The organism is Sphingobium anseongense, assembly GCF_037725245.1.
Classification (GTDB): domain Bacteria; phylum Pseudomonadota; class Alphaproteobacteria; order Sphingomonadales; family Sphingomonadaceae; genus Sphingobium.
The window spans coordinates 1-19,431 of sequence record NZ_JBBJUL010000003.1; the positions used below are offsets into that span (position 1 = coordinate 1).

The 19,431-nt window shown below is 66.3% G+C and carries 20 protein-coding genes; 5 read left to right on the forward strand and 15 right to left on the reverse strand.

What is annotated here, in order from left to right:
- Nucleotides 1-120: 120 nt before the first annotated feature.
- From WG908_RS04545 to WG908_RS04565, 5 genes are read right to left on the reverse strand one after another with little or no spacing between them, the layout of a single operon-like run.
- Nucleotides 121-315, reverse strand: coding sequence for a DNA gyrase inhibitor YacG (locus tag WG908_RS04545; protein WP_340185393.1), 195 nt, complete (start codon nt 313-315; stop codon nt 121-123).
- Entirely contained in the window at nt 305-1,294 is a 990-nt protein-coding gene (locus tag WG908_RS04550; protein WP_340185394.1) for a ribonuclease, read from the reverse strand. Before WG908_RS04550 ends, WG908_RS04545 begins: the two co-directional genes overlap by 11 nt.
- A 24-nt stretch (nt 1,295-1,318) precedes the next feature.
- The gene (locus WG908_RS04555) at nt 1,319-1,891 is read right to left on the reverse strand and encodes a Maf family protein (protein ID WP_340185395.1); all 573 of its coding nucleotides are present in this window, start codon (nt 1,889-1,891) and stop codon (nt 1,319-1,321) included.
- Between the two features lie 19 nt (nt 1,892-1,910).
- The gene (gene infA, locus WG908_RS04560; protein ID WP_037524582.1) at nt 1,911-2,129 is read right to left on the reverse strand and encodes a translation initiation factor IF-1; all 219 of its coding nucleotides are present in this window, start codon (nt 2,127-2,129) and stop codon (nt 1,911-1,913) included.
- Nucleotides 2,130-2,186: 57 nt separating this feature from the next.
- Nucleotides 2,187-3,485: an adenosylmethionine--8-amino-7-oxononanoate transaminase gene (locus WG908_RS04565; RefSeq protein ID WP_340185396.1), complete on the reverse strand. Its 1,299-nt coding sequence runs from the start codon at nt 3,483-3,485 to the stop codon at nt 2,187-2,189.
- 106 nt (nt 3,486-3,591) lie between these two features.
- Between WG908_RS04565 and WG908_RS04570 the strand changes: the two genes are divergently transcribed.
- Genes WG908_RS04570 through WG908_RS04580 form a run of 3 tightly spaced genes read left to right on the forward strand, consistent with a single transcriptional unit; the run spans nt 3,592 to nt 6,106 of the window.
- Entirely contained in the window at nt 3,592-4,338 is a 747-nt protein-coding gene (locus WG908_RS04570; protein ID WP_340185397.1) for a hypothetical protein, read from the forward strand.
- A 2-nt stretch (nt 4,339-4,340) separates the two neighbouring features.
- Complete coding sequence (locus WG908_RS04575; RefSeq protein ID WP_340185398.1) at nt 4,341-5,507, forward strand: M48 family metalloprotease; 1,167 nt, start codon at nt 4,341-4,343, stop codon at nt 5,505-5,507.
- 8 nt (nt 5,508-5,515) lie between these two features.
- Nucleotides 5,516-6,106, forward strand: coding sequence for a hypothetical protein (locus WG908_RS04580; RefSeq protein ID WP_340185399.1), 591 nt, complete (start codon nt 5,516-5,518; stop codon nt 6,104-6,106).
- A 34-nt stretch (nt 6,107-6,140) separates the two neighbouring features.
- Here WG908_RS04580 and WG908_RS04585 read toward each other — a convergent pair whose 3' ends face one another.
- The 10 genes from WG908_RS04585 to mnmA all read right to left on the reverse strand — a co-directional run bounded on the left by WG908_RS04585 (nt 6,141) and on the right by mnmA (nt 18,470).
- The gene (locus WG908_RS04585) at nt 6,141-8,198 is read right to left on the reverse strand and encodes a M13 family metallopeptidase (protein WP_340185400.1); all 2,058 of its coding nucleotides are present in this window, start codon (nt 8,196-8,198) and stop codon (nt 6,141-6,143) included.
- 119 nt (nt 8,199-8,317) lie between these two features.
- Entirely contained in the window at nt 8,318-8,947 is a 630-nt protein-coding gene (bioD, locus tag WG908_RS04590) for a dethiobiotin synthase (protein ID WP_340185401.1), read from the reverse strand.
- Entirely contained in the window at nt 8,944-10,068 is a 1,125-nt protein-coding gene (locus WG908_RS04595) for an 8-amino-7-oxononanoate synthase (RefSeq protein WP_340185402.1), read from the reverse strand. Before WG908_RS04595 ends, bioD begins: the two co-directional genes overlap by 4 nt.
- Before the next feature lie 45 nt (nt 10,069-10,113).
- Nucleotides 10,114-11,112: a sensor domain-containing diguanylate cyclase gene (locus tag WG908_RS04600; protein ID WP_340185722.1), complete on the reverse strand. Its 999-nt coding sequence runs from the start codon at nt 11,110-11,112 to the stop codon at nt 10,114-10,116.
- A 256-nt stretch (nt 11,113-11,368) separates the two neighbouring features.
- Complete coding sequence (locus WG908_RS04605; protein ID WP_340185403.1) at nt 11,369-13,510, reverse strand: sodium-translocating pyrophosphatase; 2,142 nt, start codon at nt 13,508-13,510, stop codon at nt 11,369-11,371.
- Between the two features lie 297 nt (nt 13,511-13,807).
- Complete coding sequence (gene thiL, locus WG908_RS04610) at nt 13,808-14,719, reverse strand: thiamine-phosphate kinase (RefSeq protein WP_340185404.1); 912 nt, start codon at nt 14,717-14,719, stop codon at nt 13,808-13,810.
- A 23-nt stretch (nt 14,720-14,742) separates the two neighbouring features.
- Entirely contained in the window at nt 14,743-15,189 is a 447-nt protein-coding gene (gene nusB / locus WG908_RS04615) for a transcription antitermination factor NusB (RefSeq protein WP_340185405.1), read from the reverse strand.
- A 10-nt stretch (nt 15,190-15,199) separates the two neighbouring features.
- A complete protein-coding gene (hisD, locus tag WG908_RS04620; RefSeq protein WP_340185406.1) occupies nt 15,200-16,495 on the reverse strand; it encodes a histidinol dehydrogenase in 1,296 nt (431 codons plus the stop codon).
- Complete coding sequence (gene hisG / locus WG908_RS04625) at nt 16,485-17,147, reverse strand: ATP phosphoribosyltransferase (RefSeq protein ID WP_340185407.1); 663 nt, start codon at nt 17,145-17,147, stop codon at nt 16,485-16,487. The genes hisD and hisG overlap by 11 nt, the downstream gene beginning before the upstream one ends.
- A gap of 216 nt (nt 17,148-17,363) precedes the next feature.
- Nucleotides 17,364-18,470, reverse strand: a complete 1,107-nt coding sequence (gene mnmA / locus WG908_RS04630; RefSeq protein ID WP_340185408.1) for a tRNA 2-thiouridine(34) synthase MnmA — start codon at nt 18,468-18,470, stop codon at nt 17,364-17,366.
- Between the two features lie 186 nt (nt 18,471-18,656).
- Here mnmA and WG908_RS04635 point away from each other — a divergent pair, with 186 nt between their 5' ends.
- Entirely contained in the window at nt 18,657-18,893 is a 237-nt protein-coding gene (locus WG908_RS04635) for a hypothetical protein (RefSeq protein ID WP_340185409.1), read from the forward strand.
- Between the two features lie 121 nt (nt 18,894-19,014).
- The gene (gene sciP, locus WG908_RS04640) at nt 19,015-19,314 is read left to right on the forward strand and encodes a CtrA inhibitor SciP (protein ID WP_340185723.1); all 300 of its coding nucleotides are present in this window, start codon (nt 19,015-19,017) and stop codon (nt 19,312-19,314) included.
- Nucleotides 19,315-19,431 lie beyond the last annotated feature (117 nt).

Consider the following 19,431-nt stretch of genomic DNA (forward strand, 5'->3'; position numbering starts at 1 on the left):
CCGGGGACGGATTCGAACCGCCGACACTGCGATTTTCAGTCGCATGCTCTACCAACTGAGCTACCCGGGCGTGCGGCCCGGCGGTTAGGTCGGGCGGCAAAGGAGCGGTGCCTATAAGCGTTAGGACTTGTCGCTGTCCAGCCCATAATCACCGCTTTTTTCGTCATCGGACCATGCCGGCGGACCGGGCACGCGATAGCCGTCGCCCAGCCATTGCAGCAGGTCGCGGTCGCGGCACCGGGCGCTGCAAAAGGGACGGGTGGCGGCACTGGCCGGCTGGCGGCACACGGGGCAGGAAGCGGATTTAGGCGACATGGCCGGCCGATATGGCGAGCGCTGCGTCGGCCTTCAAGGCGACCGCGCCGCCACGTCGTTGCGCCAATCGGTCCATCCACTCGCGCCGCTTGTACAGCCGGTCGATCAGCGTGGGCGCGGCGGTGATGGTGATCGCGCCGATCGACCCATGCCGCTCGGCGCGACGCAGCAGCGCCAGCGCCGCGCTTTCCAGCGGGTCGGCGCGCAGGAGTTCGATCAGGCTCGCGCGCTCGCGCCGGCGGATGATCTGGACGAAGCCAAAGCCGTTGACCGCGGTCCGCTCGAACGGCAGCGGCAGATATTTGTCGATCTGCGCGGCGGCGATGATGCGCTCGTCCTTGTTGTTCATGGTGGGAAGATCGATGCCGATCGACCCGCTGATGCCCATACGGCGGATCGCCTGGGCGGCGAGCTTGGCGCCCTTGGGGCCAAGCTGCGCCGGCGGCAGGCTGCCGTCGATATCGATCAGCACCATCGCGGGAGTGGGAAAGATGCGCAGCGCCGCATCCTCGCTGCCGACCTCGCCCGACATCGCTTCTTCCAGCAACTCGCTCCAGCCATGCGCTTCCAGCCGGTCTTCCTCATGCGCGGGGCAGGGGGTGATGGGGGCGCCCGACGCGCGCAATTGCTGCAACAGGCTGGGCGCGGGATGGGGCTTGCTGCCGGGCGGAGCGATGCGGCCGGTGGCAAGCTTGGAGCGCCCCTCCTCGGGAATCGCCTCGCGCCAGATTTCGACCAGCACCTGCGCGCCCTCTGCGACCTTGGGCGGGATCGGCTCGATCAGGATCTCCTCGCCCGTATCGAGGCGCACGATGCCGCGCTTGCGCGGGATCACGGTTCGGATCAGGCGTCCTTGCGCCACTGCGCCGGCGCGCGCCTGGGCGCCTTCGCGCTCGATCCGCGCCTCGACCAGCCTGCCTTTTTCAATGAGCGCGGCGCGGGCCTCGCCGACGCCTTCTTCATACAGCCATTCAGCCATTGCGTGCCTCAATCATTCCGGCCGTCAGCCACAGGGATAGCCCGCCGCGCGCAGCAGCGTGCGGGTTTCGTAAAGCGGCAGGCCCATGATCGCGCTGTGGCTGCCCTGGATGGCGCGGATGAGGCCGGCGGCGCGGCCCTGTATGGCGTATCCGCCCGCCTTGCCGCGCCATTCGTCGCTGGCGATATAGGCGTCGACCTCCGGCGCATCGAGCCGCTTGAAGGTGACGCTGCTGTCCGACAGCCGATGGCGCGCTCGCCCCTCGGCGTCGATCAGGGTGATCGCGCTGAACACGCGATGGCGGCGCCCGGACAGCAGGGCGAGGCAATCGCGCGCCTGCGCTTCGCTGTCCGCCTTGGGCAGGATGCGACGGCCCACCGCGACCACGGTGTCGCCCGACAGGACCAGCGCGCCTTTATGGCGCGCCGCGATCGCCAGCGCCTTTTGCGCTGCGACGCGCGCCGCATAGGGTCCGGGCAATTCGGCCTTGCCCGGCGTTTCGTCGATATCGGCGGGGTCGACCAGATCGGGAATGACCCCCATCTGCTCCAGCAGATCGAGACGGCGTGGCGAGGCGGAAGCCAGGATCAGGCGCATGGCGCTGCTGTCCCCCGGATTATTTGAAACGATAGGTGATCCGACCCTTGGTCAGGTCATAAGGGGTGAGTTCGACCAGCACTTCGTCGCCCACCAGCACGCGGATGCGGTTCTTGCGCATCTTGCCGGCGGTGTGGCCGAGAATTTCGTGGTCATTCTCAAGCTTCACGCGGAACATGGCGTTGGGGAGAAGCTCCACAACGGATCCACGCATTTCAAGCAGTTCTTCTTTCGCCATAATATCCCGGAATTTGAAAATCGCGCCGCCATAGCGGCATTTACGCCAAATGGAAAGTCATGCCTGCGCGCCGAAGCGATCCCCTGCGGCATGAAGCGCGGCGAAGATGCCATCGAGCTGACCGATGGTCAGGCAATAGGGCGGCATCAGGTAGATGGTGTTGCCAAGCGGACGCAGCAAGAGGCCGCGTTCAAGGAAAAAGGCGCGCAGCGCGGGGGCGAGATCGGACAGATAGCCGGCGTCCGCCGCGATCAGGTCGATCGCCGCGATCACGCCCAGCTGGCGCGGATTGGCGAAGGCGGGATGCGCCGCCAGCCGGTCGAGCCGCGTCGCCATTTCCGCCGAGAGGTTGGCGATGCGCCCCAGCACATCCTCCTCGCGCCAGATCGCGAGGTTGGCGGCGGCCGCCGCGCAGGCGATCGGGTTGGCGGTATAGCTGCTCGAATGATAGAAAAGCCGCGCCCGGTCTGTCGAACTATGCGCGTCGAAGATCGCGCCCGTCGCCAGCGTCGCCGCCAGCGGGATGGCGCCGCCGGTGATCCCCTTCGCCACCGCCATGATGTCGGGCACGACGCCGGCCTGCTCGCATGCGAACAGCGTGCCGGTGCGGCCCCATCCGGTCATGACTTCATCGGCGATCAGCAATACGCCGTAGCGCGCGCAAATCCGCGCCATGCTGCGCAGCACGGATGCGGGATAGACCAGCATCCCGCCCGCGCCCAGCACCAGCGGCTCGACGATGAAGGCGGCGGGCGGATCGTCCCTGTCGGCGCAGGCCGCCTCCAGCGCCGCGAGTGCCGCAGCTTCGCGCCCGGCGGCGGGGAAGGGAATGGTGCCGACATCGAACAGCAGCGGCGACCATGCCCGATTATACACGCCGCGCTCGCCCACCGACATCGTGCCGATGGTGTCGCCATGATAGCTGTGCTCCAGCACCAGGATGCGGCTCCGCGCGGCCGGCCCGCCGTCCAGTGCCCGGTTGTACCAATGCCCAAGCGCCATTTTCAGCGCAACCTCGACCGCCGTCGATCCGCTGTCGGAGAAAAACACGTGCGACAGCGCAGGGCGGTCGGGCGCGCGGGGTGCGAGCCTTACCAGTTCATGCGCCACCGCTTCGGCCGGATCATGGGTGTACCCCGCGAAGATCAGCTGGTCGAGCGTGCCCGCCTGCTCGGCTATGGCGGCGGCGATGCGCGGGTGGCAATGGCCATGCGTCGTCACCCACCAGCTCGAAATCCCGTCGATCAGCGTTCCGCCATCGGCCAGATGCAACACCGCGCCCTCCGCCCGCGTCACGCGCGGGATCGGCTCGTTCAGGCCATGCTGGGTAAAGGGGTGCCACACGGGGGATGCCATCGCGGCGGTTTAGCGCCCTCCCTCTGCCGCGCAACATCGAATGCGATTGACGGAAAGCCCGCGCGTGTTCCACAACGGCGCGAACAGGGGATGGCCGGGGGGCTTCATGACGATATTCAGGTGGGCGGCGTTGCCGCTGCTGGTGGCTCTGCTGATCGGGGTCGCCCCCGCGCATGCGCAGGAAAAGACCGGCAACAAGCCCGGCTTCACTTTGCCCACGGGCAGCGCGCGGATCGTGCTGATGCGCCCTTCGATCAGCGTCGGCGAACAATCCACAGGCGGCATGTTCGAACCCAATGCCGATTGGACCATGCAGGCCCGCGACAATCTGGCCCGCGCCATCGCCGCTGTGCAGGGGCAATTGGGCAACAGCGTCGTCGACATCATCGAACCGGTCGGCGCCGACGCAGCGGCGCTGGCCGAATATCAGGGGCTGTTTTCGACCGTCGCGGACCAGGTGATCGTCTATCAGTTCTTCCCCGGCAACCGCCTGCCGACCAAGAAGCGCAAGGACAGCTTCGAATGGACCATGGGGCCGGGCGTCGCGACGCTGCCCGGTCTTGCCGGGGCGGACTATGCGCTGTTTATCGCGACCGAAGATCAGTTCGGATCGACCGGGCGCAAAGCGGTTCAACTGCTGGCCGCATTGGGCGGGGTGTCGGTGCCGGTGGGCGTGCACAAGGGCTTTGCCGGGCTGGTGGACATTCGCACCGGCGATCTCGTCTGGCTGAACGCCGATTTGCAGATGGGCGGCGACGTGCGCACGGCTGAAGGCGCGCAAAGGCGCGTCGCGCAACTGTTCGAAGGTTTTCCGGGCCGTCCGGTGGCGGTCGCGGTCGTGGCGGGGCGCTGACCATGATGCGCCCTGTCGCCTGGCTGGCGGCGCTGGTTGCAATCGCCGCCGCGCATCCCGTGCAACCGGCGACGCCACCGGCGCTGCCACCCTATACCCAGGCCTATGAACCGGCCGGGGTCGACGAACGCGGCCTGTGGATGCAGGTCGACGAGCTGGAGCGCAATCTTCGCCAATCGCCCTTCATCATCGCCGACCCCCACCTCAATGCCTATGTCCGGGGCGTGCTGTGCCGGACGGTCGGGGACGATCGCTGCCGGTCGGTCAGGCTGTATGTCGTGCGCAATGACGGGTTCAACGCGACGATGGCGCCCAATGGCATGATGATGGTGTGGTCGGGTCTGCTGTTGCGGGTACGGGACGAAGCGGAACTGGGATCGGTACTGGGGCATGAATTCGCCCATTTCGAACTGCGGCACATGCTCGATCGCTTCAAGCAGCAGCGTGGGGTTACCGATATTTTGAGCTGGGCCGCGGTGCTGTCGCCGACCGTCTATACGTCGATATCGGCGACCGCCATCGGTTCGATCTTCGCTTTTTCCCGCGCCCAGGAGCAGGAGGCCGACCTGCTGGGATTGCGCTATCTGGCCGAATCGACCTATCCCTCGACAGCGGCGGCACAGGTCTGGGAAAGGCTCATGGCAGAGGCTGACGCGACAGCGGCCGGGCGCAAACGCAAACCTTCCGTCCATCGCTACACCGCCGGCCTCTTCGCCAGCCACCCGACCGAACTGTCCCGCGCCACCTATCTGCGCGCTGCCGCCGCCAAGGTCGGCGACGCGGGCGATCCCGCCGCCGCCGCCTATCGCGCGGGTCTGGCCAAGTGGCTGCCGCATTTTCTGGCCGACCAGATCAAGCTCAACGATTTCGGCGGCACCGACTATCTGCTGGGGCAGTTGGCGGCCGATGGCTGGACCGCCGACCTGCTCTATGCCCGCGCCGAACTCTATCGCCAGCGCGGTCATCCACGCGATCTGGTCAGCGCCGCGCAATTTTATCAATCGGCGATCGACGGCGGCTTTGCCGGGGCGGAGGCGTATCGCGGCCTTGGCCTGTCGCTGCTGCGCAGCCAGCAGGTCGATGCCGGACGCACGGCGCTGCGCACCTATCTCGAACGCGCGCCGGACGCATCCGACACGGCGATGATGCAGGCGCTGGTCGCACAATGAAGGGGAAAATGATGCGTGCTGCTATGGGACTGGCCCTGGCTTTGCTGCTGGTCGGGCAGCCGCTCGCGGCGGGGAATGTGCTTGTCGTTCCGGGGCAAAAGCGGCTGGTCGCCAAATCGGCCCTGTCGATCACGCCGGCAAGCGAATGGAACAGGCTCGGCGCGCGCCCGGGCCGCTATGCCGAAACATGGACGCTCGACGGCGATCTGCTCAATGACGTAACTTTCTATGGCGGTATCGGCGCGGACAAGACGCTGTTTCGCGAAGTCGACAAGCGTAACCGTCCGCTGCCGCGCGTCTCGGCGACCATGCTGGCGACCGACATTCCGGCGCTGCTCGAAAGCAGCTACCGCATCGCGCTGGGCACGCCGCTGATGACGATCGACAGAGTCGAACCCGCGCCTTTCGCGGGCAGGCCGGGCATACGTTTCACCTACAGCTTCACCCGGCAGGGCGATATGGTAAAGCGCCTGGGCGAAGGGCGCGGCGCGATGATCGGCGGTCAACTTTACATGATCACCTACGAAGCGCCCGCGCTCTACTATTTCGCTCGCAGCCTGGCGGCCTTTCATCAGATAGCGGACAGCGCCGCGCTGTAGCGGCGGGCCGGTCTCGCCCGGCCCGCCCCGCCCGTCACCAGATTTTCACCCGCTCCTGCGGTGTCAGGTACAGCGTATCGCCCGGCGCCGGCTTGAACGCCTTGTACCAGGCGTCGAAGTTGCGCACGGTGTTGGCGCGATATTGCGATGGGCTGTGCGGATCGGTGATCAGCCGCTGGCGGAGATTGGCCTCGCGATAATTGCGGCGCCAAACCTGCGCCCAGCCCAGGAAAAAGCGCTGGTCGCCGCTGGTGCCGTCGATCACGGGCGCGGCCTTCCCCTTCAGCGACGCGTGATAGGCGTCGAGCGCCAGCGCCACCCCGGCCAGATCGCCGATATTTTCGCCAAGCGTGAACGCGCCCTTCACATGCGCGCCGGGGAAGGGCGCGTAGCCGTCATATTGCTTGACCAGCCGGTCGGTCAGCTCCTTGAACGCGGCGACGTCAGCATCGGTCCACCACTGATTGAGCTTGCCCGTCTCGTCATATTTCGCGCCCTGGTCATCGAAATGATGGCTCAGTTCATGCCCGATCACCGCGCCGATGCCGCCATAATTGACCGCCGGGTCGGCATGGGGATCGAAAAAGGGCGGCTGGAGGATGGCGGCAGGAAAGACGATCTCGACCATGCCGAAATCGGCATAGGCGTTGATCTCCATCGGCCTCATCTGCCATTCCCAGCGATAGATCGGCTTGCCGAGCTTGCCGACATTATAGTCGAATTCGAACTGGTTGGATCGCATCGCATTGCCCAGCAGGTCGTCGCGCTTGATCCTCAGCCCCGCATAATCGCGCCAGCGGTCGGGGTAGCCGATCTTGGGAGTGAAAGCGGCCAGCTTCTTGTGCGCGCGCGCCTTGGCGGGGGCGCTCATCCAGTTCAGGCCGTCGATGCGCCTGCCCATCGCCGCGATCACGTTGCGCACCAGATCGTCCATGGCCGCCTTGGTTTCGGGCGGGAAATGCCGCGCGACATAGAGTTTGCCGACCTCTTCGCCGAGCGTGCCCTTCAGGAAATCGACGCCGCGCTTCCAGCGTTCCTCGCGCTGCGGCGTGCCCGACAAGGTGGTGCCGTAAAGGGCGAAATCCTCGTCCGCTATGGCCTGGGGCAACTGGTCGGCGAAGCTGTGCAGGCTGCGGATCAGCAGCGCGTCTTTCAGGACGTCGACGGGGGCCTTGGCGATCAGCGCCGCTTCGCCGGTCAAGGCGGTGGGCTGGGCGACGATCAGCGCCTGCGGGGCCAGCCTGTTCGTGGCGAAGAACGCGGCGAAATCGAATCCCGGCGCGGACTTTTGCAGGTCCGCCAACGTCATCCTGTTATAGGTCTTGTCGGCATCGCGACTGTCGATCTGGCTCCAATGCACCTTGGCGATGTCCGTTTCGAACGCCATCAGCGCCGCGGCTCGCGCCTTTGCATTCCCTTCCCCCGCCAGTGTCAGCATCCTTTCAAGATGCGCCACATAGGCGGTGCGGATGGTCGCCATCCGCGCATCGGGATCGATATAGTAGTCGCGATCGGGCAACCCCAGGCCGCTCTGGCGCAGCGTCAGTATATAGGCTTGCGGGTCCTTGTCGTCCTGTCCCACGCGAATGCCGAACGGCGTGCCGACGCCCGCCCGCGCCGCCTTGGCCGCCAGGGCGGCATATTCCGCCTTGGTTTTCACCGCCGCGATTTCGCTCAACCATGGCTTGATCGGGTTCAGCCCCTTCGCTTCGACCCTCGCGCCGTCCATATAGCTCGCATAGGCGTTGCCGATCTTGCTGGCCGGATCGGTCATCGCCTGTTCCAGTATCGCCCTGGTGCGCGCGCGCGACAGTTCGTCCAGCACGTTGAACGCCCCGAAATTCGATTTGTCGGCGGGGATCGGCGTTGCCCTCGCCCAGCCGCCATTGGCGTGATGATAGAAATCTTCGCCCGGCCTGACCGACGGGTCCATGCCCGCGCTGTCGAAACCGTAGTTGCCGAAGGTCGGCCTGCCGTCCGCCGCCGGGGCGGAGGCGGACCCCGGTGAAGGCGCGGGAGCCTGTTCGGCGTAGGCGACCGAACCGGCGATGGCGATGGCGATCATCGCCGCGCCCTTATGGAGATATTTCATGCTGCATCCCTTGTCACATGCTGCGGGCGGCGAGCGCCCCTATGCCATGAGGCTTGGCGTGCACGCGGCCCCCAAGTCCATGTCATCGGTCGAAAAGGCGCGTCGATTGCTCGAACGCGCTATGCCGGCTGCAACGCACGAAGATCGATATGGTCGCGAAACGCTTGCGCGAGCGTCAGCGGCGTCAGCGGCGCAAGCAGGGGCAGCCGGCCCAGCGACGCCACGCCCGACAATCGGGGAATGATGCGCTCATTTTCGCCATGCGCCTCGCCGATGAACGCGATGCCCGCGACCGGCACGCCGCGCGTGCGTAACGCCTCGATGCTCAGCAGGCTGTGATTGATCGTGCCAAGCCCGGTGCGCGCGCACAAAATGACCGGCAGGCCCCATTGCACGAACAGGTCGGCCATCAAAATCGTTTCGCTGACGGGCACCAGCACGCCGCCCGCGCCCTCCACGACCAGGGGACCATCGACGGCGGGCAAGGCGAGTGCGCCGGGATCGATCGCCACCCCGTCGATGCGCGCGGCCAGATGCGGCGAAGCGGGGGTCGCCAGGCGATAGGCTTCGGGCAGGATATGGCTGGCCGGCAGGCCGGACAGGTGCATCACCGTTTCGCTGTCCCCTTGCGGAACCGTGCCGGCCTGGATCGGCTTCCAATAATGCGCGCCCAGCGCCCCGGCGAGGCCCGCGGCAAAGACCGTCTTGCCGATGTCGGTATCGGTGCCGGTGACGACGAAGCGGCTCACCGGATCGCCGCACGCAGCGCTTCGCCCAGCGCGGCCACGTCGGCGCGCCCGACATTGAGCGTCAGCGACAGGCGCAGCCGGCTGGTGCCCGCCGGCACGGTGGGCGGGCGGATGCCGCGCACGTCGAACCCGGCCTCTTGCAATGCCTTTGCGGCTGCCATCGTTCGCTTGTCCTCGCCTAGGATCACGGGCACGATCTGGCTGCGCGGACTGGGCAGCTTGAGCGGCGCGCATATGGCCTCGGCCGCATCCTGCCGCAACACCGTTAGCCGTGCGCGCAAATCGTCGGCGCTTTCCACCCGATCGAGCGCGGCGGCGACCGCGACCGCCATCAGCGGCGACGGCGCGGTCGAAAAGATGAAGGCGCGGGCGCGATTGACCAGATAATCGATATGCACGCCCGGCCCGCAGATCAGGGCGCCCTCGACCCCCAGCGCCTTGCCGCAGGTGTGCAGCGTGATGACATTGTGCATCCCGTCCAGCCCGGCGGACAATCCGCGCCCCGCCGGACCATAGACGCCGGTGCCATGCGCTTCATCCAGCACCAGCATCGCGTCGTGCCTGGCGGCCAGCACGGCCAGATCGGAAAGCGGCGCGAAATCGCCGTCCATAGAATAGAGCGTCTCGACACCGATCCACACCCGGCCCTTGCCGCCCTCGCTGCGCCAGCCGCCGATCAGGTCGGCAAAGCTCTGCACGTCATTGTGACGGGCCATCAGCGTCGTCGCCTTCGATCGGGCAAAGCCGTCATGGGCGCTGGCGTGGATCAGTTCGTCGACGACGATCAGGTCGCCCCGCTGCGGCAATGTCGCATATAGCGCCAGATTGGCGACGAAACCGTTGGCCATGAACAGGGCCGCTGGCGTGCGGAAGAAACTCGCGGCCTTGGCCTCCAGCCCTTCATGCTCGGGCGCATTGCCGCGCAGCAGGCGCGATCCCCCTGATCCCACCGGCACGCCGCGCCCGACCGCGTCGGCGACCGCCTGGCCGATGATCGGATCGCCGGCCAGCCCCAGATAATCGTTCGATGAAAAGTCGCGGCCGGCACGGGACACAAGGCTGCGCAGGCGGCCTCGCTGCTCCAGCGCGGCAAGCTGGCTGCGAAAGGGTTCGCTGGTCATGCGCGCGCTATAGGCTGGGTGCCGACACGCGGGCAAGCCCCGCGATCAGGCGGCGCGGATGCGGGGCAGGGGGGCGACTGTCACGCGGTTGCGCCCGCCACGCTTGGCCTCGTAAAGCGCCGCGTCCGCTGCGCCGAGCCAGCCGTCGCTGTGCAATCGGCCCGTGCCGATCGCGGCGACGCCGAAGCTGGCGGTGACGTGGATCGGCGTTTCATGCTCGATCTCCAGCTTGGCGATCGCCTCGCAAAAACGCTGCGCCGCGAGCAGCGCGTCGTCTTCGTCCGTTTCGGGCAGCAACAGGGCGAACTCCTCGCCGCCTATCCGCCCTAGTGAATCGCTGGGGCGTTTGAGCATGGTGCATAGTTCGGCGACGGCCTGGATCGTGCGGTCGCCGACCGGATGGCCGTGGCTGTCGTTGATCCGCTTGAAATGGTCGATGTCGAGCAGCAGCAGGCTGGCGGGCCGCTGGCGGCGATCGAACAGCGCGATGGCCTTGTCCATTTCCGCGATGAAGGCCCGGCGCGTCAGCGCGCCGCTCAGAAAGTCGCGCTCGGCGATGCGACGCAGTTCCATCTGTTCGACGATGATTGCCGCCAGGCTTTGCAATATCTCGATCTGCGCCGGATCGAAGGCGCGGGGGCGGGTGTCGATCGCGCACAGCGATCCGATATTATAGCCATCGGGCGTCCGCAACGGCACGCCGGCATAGCTGGCCACGCCGGGGTCGCCGGTCACCAGCATATTGTCGCAAAACCGCGGGTCCTGCGTCGCGTCGGGCACGATCATCGGGCCGGAATCGCGAATGGTATGATCGCAAAAGGCGACGTCGCGGGGCGTCTGGCTTATTTCCAGGCCGGGGTGCGACTTGAACCATTGCCGGTCGGCGTCGATCAGCGACACGGCGGACATCGGCACGTTCAGCACCGCGCGGACCAACTGGGTGATCTTGTCGAACGCGCCTTCGGCCGGCGTATCCAATATGTCGTAGCGTTCGAGCGCGGCGAGGCGGCCAGGCTCGTCGGACAGTTTGTCGTGCGATGTCATCATGGTCACTCCAGATCCATGGCCATGCTATCGGGCGGCGCGCATGAAAGCGAGCGGGAGCCGGCCGATCTTCGGCTGTCAGCCCGAAATTCGTGTCCGATGGTCCCGATGCCGGCGAAATGCAGCGCGCGCGGATCGGCTCATCGCGATTTTGGGGCATCGCCTTGGCCGCTGCGGATATTTTCTGTCGCGGCAGGACCAAATGGAAAGGCCCCGCCGGTCGCCCGGCGGGGCCTCCCCCCCTTAGCCGTTAGACCTAGACGCCGTGCGCCAGCGCCGCGAGCAGCAGCAGGGCGACGATGTTGGTGATCTTGATCATCGGGTTGACCGCTGGTCCCGCCGTGTCCTTGTAGGGATCGCCCACGGTGTCGCCGGTCACGGCCGCCTTATGGGCTTCGCTGCCCTTGCCGCCATGATTGCCGTCCTCGATGAACTTCTTGGCATTGTCCCACGCGCCCCCGCCCGAGGTCATCGAGATCGCGACGAACAGTCCCGACACGATCACGCCCAACAGCAGCGCGCCCAATGCGGCAAAGCCGTTGGACACGCCGGCGACCTGCGCGATGATGAAATAGACCGCGATCGGCGCCAGCACCGGCAACAGGCTGGGCACGATCATTTCCCTGATCGCCGCCTTGGTGACGAGGTCGACGGTGCGGGCATAGTCGGGCTTGCTGGTGCCGTCCATGATGCCCTTGTTTTCGGCAAATTGCGCGCGGACGTCCTTGACCACGTCGCCGGCCGCGCGGCCCACGGCGGTCATGCCCATCGCCCCGAACAGATAGGGGAGTAATGCGCCGAGCAACAGCCCGACGATGACATAGGGGTTGGAGAGGCTGAAATCGACGGGGGCGGTAAGGCCCAGCGCCGAATTGTAGAATTTCAGGTCCTCCGTGTACGCGCCGAACAGCACCAGCGCGGCCAGCCCCGCCGAGCCGATGGCATAGCCCTTCGTCACCGCCTTGGTCGTGTTGCCGACCGCGTCGAGCGCGTCGGTCTTGACCCGGACGCTGTCATCCAGATGCGCCATTTCGGCGATGCCGCCCGCATTGTCGGTGACAGGGCCATAGGCGTCGAGCGCCACGACCATGCCGGCCAGCGCCAGCATGGCGGTGGCGGCAAAGGCGATGCCGATCAGGCCCGCCAGCTGGTGCGCGACGATGATGCCCGCCACGATCACCAGCGTGGGCAGCGCGGTCGATTCCAGGCTGACGGCCAGCCCCTGGATGACGTTGGTGCCGTGGCCGGTCTCGGACGCCTTGGCGATCGAGCGGACCGGGCGGTAATTGGTGCCGGTATAATATTCGGTGATGACCACCAAAAGCCCGGTGACGGCCAGCCCGACCATCATCGACCAGAACAGGTCCATGCCGGTATAGCCGCCGACCCCGTCCAGATCCGCGCCGAACACCGCGTTCATGTCGCCCAGCGTGCGCCAGGTGACATAATAGATGGCGGGGATGGAGAGGATCGCCGTGACCCAGAAGCCCTTGTAGAGCGCGCCCATGATCGACTGGCTTTTGCCCAGCCGCACGAAATAGGTGCCGACGATGGAGGTGATGATGCACACGCCGCCTACGATCAGCGGGAGCGACATCAGGTTCATCTTGAAGGCGTTATCGACCCCCGCGACCAGCAGCGCGATCAGCACCATGGTGGCGCCGACGGTGACGACATAGGTTTCGAACAGGTCGGCGGCCATGCCCGCGCAATCGCCGACATTGTCGCCGACATTGTCGGCGATGACGGCGGGGTTGCGTGGATCGTCCTCCGGTATCCCGGCTTCGACCTTGCCCACCAGATCCGCGCCGACGTCAGCCGCCTTGGTGAAGATGCCACCGCCAAGGCGCGCGAAGATGGAAATGAGGCTCGCGCCGAACGCCAGCGCGACCAGGCTGTCGATGACCAGCCGATCGTCGGGCGCATGGCCAGCGGGACCGGTCAGATACCAGAAGAACAGGCTGATCGCGAGCAGGGCGAGGCCCGCCACCAGCATCCCGGTGATCGCCCCGGCCCGGAACGCGACCGTCAGTCCGCTTTGCAGCGTGCCGCGACAGGCTTCGGCGGTGCGGACATTGGCCCGCACCGAAATATTCATGCCGATAAAGCCCGCCGCGCCCGACAGGATCGCGCCGATGAGGAAGCCCGCCGAAGAGATAGGCGCTCCGTCGCGCGGATAGTCGAGAAACGCATATACCAGCGCGGCGACGACCACGCCGACGACCGCGATGGTGGTATATTGGCGGCCCAGATAAGCGCGCGCGCCTTCCTGGATCGCGCCGGCGATCTGCTGCATCAATTCATTGCCCGCGGGCGCTGCAAGCACCTGTCGACTGGTCAACAGGCCGTAGAGCACGGCCAGCAGGCCGCACCCTATGGCGATATAGACAATCTGCATGAGTATTCCTCTCCCCCTGTTGTTGCTATCATCGGCCGCTCCGCAGGGAATGACGGGCAGGCGAAAGGCATGGCGCGATACGGCCGGGAAGCGACGCTTCCGGCATCTGGCACCGCATCAATCAGCATCGTGGGTCTTTGCGCATGGCCGTCCAACCGGGCTGAAAACAGGTTGGGGCGAAGCTACAGCGCGAACCGCCCGCGTCAAGCCTATCCTCCCCGAAACGGGAAGGTGGCAGCCGAAGGCTGACGGAGGGGGCTATCCTTCAGCCCCGCGCCATGCTGGCACAGCGGCGGATCAATGTTCCCAGCCGAGCCGGTCGGGCAGGGGCATCACCGCCCCGTCGATCATCAGCGTCAGGCCCGATCCCGGCGCGAAGCGGCCCACGGGAATGGCGCGGACCGGCGGCGTCGCGCCGGGCGGCAGGGCGAACAGCAATTCATAATCATCGCCCGCCCGCGCGGCGGCGATCATCGTCGCGCTGCTTGCCCCCCGCACCGCCTCCAGGGCGGTGGACAGGGGAATATGGTCGATGGTCACGGCCAGTCCGCTTGCCGCTGCCATGCGCGCCGCGTCGATCAGCAGGCCGTCCGAAATATCCATCATCGCATGGACATGGCCCGCCAGCAGCGCGCCTTCGGTCAGGCGCGGGCGGGGGCGGCGATAGGCGTCCACCAGCGGCCCGGCCGCACGCGGGTCGGCGCGGGCCAGGTCCAGCCCGATGCCGGCGTCGCCTACCGGTCCTGTAACATAGAGTCGGTCGCCGGCTTGCGCGCCGCTGCGGACGGGCACGGGGTCCGCCGCTTCGCCGATCGCGGTCATGCTGTAACTGCGCGGCGCGCCGGGCGGCATTTTCACGGTATCGCCGCCCAGCAACGGCATCGCATATCGGTCCAGCGCCTCGCCCAGTCCGGCGACAAAGGCGGCGTCCCATCCATCGTCGCCCGACAGCGCATAGTTCATCAGGCACCCCATCGGCCGCGCGCCCTTGGCCGCAAGGTCCGACAGGTTTACCGCCGCCAGCTTCCAGCCGATGTCGGCGGGGGGATCGGTCGGCAGATAATGGACATCCTCGACCATGGTATCGCTGGTCAGGATCAGGCGCGCGTCGCCGACCGGCAGGATGGCGACGTCATCCATCAACCCCTGTGCGGCGGGATCGCTGGCCAACAGGCGCAACAGGGTAAGGAAACGGGATTCGCCGGACATCTGGCGATGCTAGCGCGCCCGCGCTATTTCCGCACGTCCTTCGCTACGGCGTCGAGCAGGCCGTTGACGAACCCCGCCTCGCGCTTGTCGTAAAAGGCGTGGGCGACATCGACATATTCGCTGATGACGGTCGCGGTCGCGATATCGGCGCGCGCCAGTAATTCATACGTCCCCGCGCGCAAAATCTGCCGCATCGGCTTGTCCAGCCGTTCCAGGCTCCATCCCTTCGACAGCCGGGCAACGACGATCGCGTCGATTTCCGCGCTGCGATGGGCGACGCCGCTCACGACATCATCGAAGAAGCTCTCTTCGGCTTGCGCATAGGTCACGTCCTCGATGGTGGCGCCCAGCCGGTGTGCATGAAATTCATGCAGCAAAACAGCCAGTGGCGTGCCTTCCATATCGAGCTGGTACAGCGCCTGCACCGCGGCAAGGCGCGCGGCGGAGCGGGATTTGGATCGTTGGTTCATGCCGGCTGCCCTAGCGCGTTCGAAGGCGCAGCGCCACCGACGCCGCGTGCGCCGGCAGGCCTTCGGCTTCCGCCAGCGCCACCGCCGCCGGGCCGATCGCCTCCAACGCCTGCGGGTTCAGGCTCAGAAAGCTGGTGCGCTTCATGAAATCCAGCACCGACAGGCCCGATGAAAAACGTGCGCGCCGCCCGGTGGGCAGGACGTGGTTGGGACCGGCGACATAATCGCCGACCGCTTCGGGCGTCATGCGGCCCAGAAATACCGAACCGGCGTGGCGCACCGCTTCGAACAGCGGTTCGGGATCCTCGACCGCCAGTTCCAGATGTTCAGGCGCCAGCCGGTTGACCAGCGGCATCGCCTCTTCCAGATCGCCGACCCGGATGATCGCGCCATTGGCGTCCCAGCTCGTCCGCGCCACCGCGGCGGTGCGCAGCATCGGGATCTGCCGCTCGGCCGCTGCCGCGACCGCATCGGCCAGGGCGTCGTCGTCGGTGAACAGGATCGACTGGCTGGTCGGATCATGTTCGGATTGGCTCAACAGGTCGGCGGCGATCCATTCGGGGTCGTTCAGCCCGTCCGCGACGACCACGATCTCCGATGGCCCCGCGACCATGTCGATGCCGACCACGCCATAAAGCTGGCGCTTGGCTTCGGCGACCCAGGCATTGCCGGGGCCGGTGATGACGTCGACCGGCCTGATCCGATCGGTGCCATAGGCAAGCGCCGCCACCGCCTGCGCCCCGCCCACGCGCCAGATTTCCTCGATCCCCGCGATGGCGGCGGCCGCCAGCACCAGCGGATTGATCTCGCCGCCGGGCGTCGGCGTCACCATCGCGATGCGGCTGACGCCCGCGACCTTGGCCGGAATGACGTTCATCAGCACCGAACTGGGATAGGCCGCCCGCCCGCCCGGCACATACAGCCCAGCTGCATCCACCGCGCTCCACCGCGCGCCCAGCCGCACGCCGGCGCCGTCGACGCCATCGCTGTCGGCCGGCTTCTGCTTTTCGTGATAGGCGGTGATCCGCGCGGCGGCGAGTTCCAGCGCCTCACGCAAATCGCGCGACAGGCCGTCGAGCGCGGCGCGGCATGCGGCCGGCTCCACGGCCCAGCCGGTGGCATCCAGGTCATGCCCGTCGAAACGCCGCGTATAGCCGGCCAGCGTGGCATCGCCGCCATCGCGCACGGCCTTGAGGATGGCGGTGACGTCGCGCGACACATCCTCGTCCGCTTCGCGCCGCGCGTTCACCAGCGCGGTGAAGGCGTCGGCGAAACCGGGCGCGCGGCTGTCGAGCCTAAGCGGCATCCCTGACCCTCACCGCCTTGCGAAACGCTTCCACCATCGGCACCAGTTGCGCCGAATTCATCTTGAAAGCGGCGCGGTTGACGATCAGCCGCGCCGAAACCTGCATGATGACATGCGTTTCGACCAGCCCGTTGGCCTTGAGCGTCGCGCCCGACGACACCAGGTCGACGATGCGCCGCGACAGGCCGAGCGAGGGTGCCAGTTCCATCGCGCCATTCAGCTTCACGCATTCGGCCTGAATGCCGCGCGCTTCATAATATTTGCGGGTGAGGTGGGGATATTTGGTCGCGACCCGCACATGGCTCATCGCCGCCTCATCCTCGTCGGCAAGGCCCGCCGGTTCGGCGACCGACAGGCGGCAATGGCCGATGTCGAGGTCCACGGGCGCATAAAGTTCGGAATAGTCGAACTCCTCGACCACGTCGGACCCGACGATGCCGATCTGCGCCGCGCCATGGGCGACGAAGGTGGCGACGTCGAACGCGCGCACGCGGATGATCGACACATCGGGGTGATTGGTCGCGAAGCGCAGCGCGCGGCTCTTCTTGTCATGAAACTCCGCCTCCGGCTCGATACCGGCTTTGGCAAGCAAGGGCAGCGCTTCATCGAGGATGCGGCCCTTGGGAATGGCGAAGGTGAGCGAGCGAGTCATGACGCGCGGGCCTTAGCGGGGCGCAGGGGAGATGGCAAATTTGCACAACTCCACCTGACTAGTCGGCCTGAGAGCAATCCAAAGTTGCCAACGACAGACATCTACGAGACATTTGCCCGTTGGAAGGCAGTTCCCATAGAGGACCGTTGAGAAGCGGCACCTTTCAACCGTCATGCCGGCGAATGCCGGGATCCCGCTTCTTGTGTGGCTCGCGAGTTACGCCACTTCCACCATCGCGCTCTGCGTGCTGGCGATCCAGCCGCCGCCCAGCACCCGTTCGCCGTCGTAGAGCACCGCCGCCTGCCCCGGCGCGACGCCATATTCGGGGGCGTCGAACAGCAATTGTCCGTCCACCAGCCGTGCAGGCACCGGCTTGGCCATCGACCGCACTTTCGCCGTCAGCGGCCCGGCAAAGTCGCGGCCCAGCCAGTTGATGTCGGTGAGCGTCGCGCCCGATACCGCCAGCGCCGCCTTCGGTCCCACGATCACGCGCCTGGCCGCCGCATCCAGGCGGATGACGTAGAGCGGATCGGGCTGGCCGCCGATTTCCAGCCCCTTGCGCTGGCCGACGGTGAAATGGATCATGCCCTTGTGCCGGCCCAGCACCCGGCCATCGACATGGACGATGTCGCCGCCTTCGTCCGCGTCGGGGCGCAGCTTGCGGACGATCTTGGCATAATCGCCGTCGGGCACGAAGCAAATGTCCTGGCTGTCGGGCTTCAACGCCACCGCCAGCCCCAGTTCGGCGGCGATTTCGCGCACTTGTCGCTTGGGCAACCCGCCCAGAGGAAAGCGCAGATAATCGAGCTGCGCTTGCGTCGTGGCGAACAGGAAATAGCTCTGGTCGCGCGCCGGATCGGCGGCGCGGTGCAGTTCCGCGCCCTGCGGTCCCTCCACCCGGCGGACATAATGGCCGGTGGCAAGGCAATCGGCCCCCAGATCGCGGGCAATTGCAAACAGATCGGTGAATTTCACCCCCATATTGCATTTGACGCAGGGGATGGGGGTGCGCCCGGCCATATATTCGTCGGCAAAGTCGGCGATCACCGAATCGCGGAAGCGGCTTTCATAATCGAACACATAATGGGCGATGCCGATCTTGTCGGCGACGGCGCGCGCGTCGCGAATGTCCTGCCCGGCGCAACAGCTGCCGGTGCGGCCGACCGCCGCGCCATGATCGTAAAGCTGGAGCGTGACGCCGATCACCTCCGCGCCGGTCTTGGCGGCAAGCGCCGCGACGACGGAGGAATCGACCCCGCCCGACATGGCGACAACGATGCGGCGCGCATCGTAAGGCGCTGGCAGGTCGAAAGCTGGCTGCATGGGCCGGGCATATAAGGGGGAATGCTCGTGCGTTCCAGCGCAATTAACGCGCCCTTCATCCGGTCCTAACAGGGGGTGACCGTTCGGTTTACCGGCTCTTATGCTTTTTTGGCTAAGACTCAGGGGATGGATCTAAGCTTCATTCGCACCGGCCTTGTGGCGCGGGGTTTGGGACAGCCGAGCCGCATGGTTCGACCGGCCCTGCCCTTCCTGCTGGCCGCCGCGGGGGCCGCGCAAGCGGCTTCCCCGACGGCACGGGCCTTTGCGAGCGTCCTGCGGGGGCAGGACAGGGGCGGTGACTGGGTCCAGGCGCTGGCGCATATTTTCGCGCCTGTCGCCGGCGGCATGATCGATGCCGAAAGACTGGGCGGCAGCTTCAATCCGTTGATGGCGCGCCGCCTGACGGTGGGACGTGAAAGGTGAAGGTGGTGTTTACCGTGGCGCTTTAGCCGTTCTTCAGGGCTCGGGCGGATAAGGGTTTCCGCCGCTGAATTCGGTAATGCCAGTAACCCCGGCAATGCCAGTGCCGCTGTTTGAGGTGACAATGATAGAGAATCAAAAAATAAGGCCTGCTCAGGTCGTCGGGCCGCTGGGTGAACCACTCACCCTCGATAGTTTGCCGCCGGGTAATACCACCCGCTGGGTCGTTCGCCGCAAGGCGGAGGTCGTCGCCGCCGTCAATGGCGGCCTGTTGAGCGTCGATGAAGCGTGCGCGCGCTATTCGTTGACGCTGGAAGAATTTGCGAGCTGGCAGCGCGCGGTCGACCGTTCGGGCATGCACGGGCTGCGGGTCACGCGCATCCAATATTATAAATCGCTCTATGAGCGGCAGCAGAAATACTGACATTCCTCCCTCGATGTCGGAATTGAAAAGGGCCGTCGGACCAAGTCCGGCGGCCCTTCTGCATGATAGTTGCCCATCCGAAATTATACCGTTTGGGGAACGCAAGCGCCGTTGCTC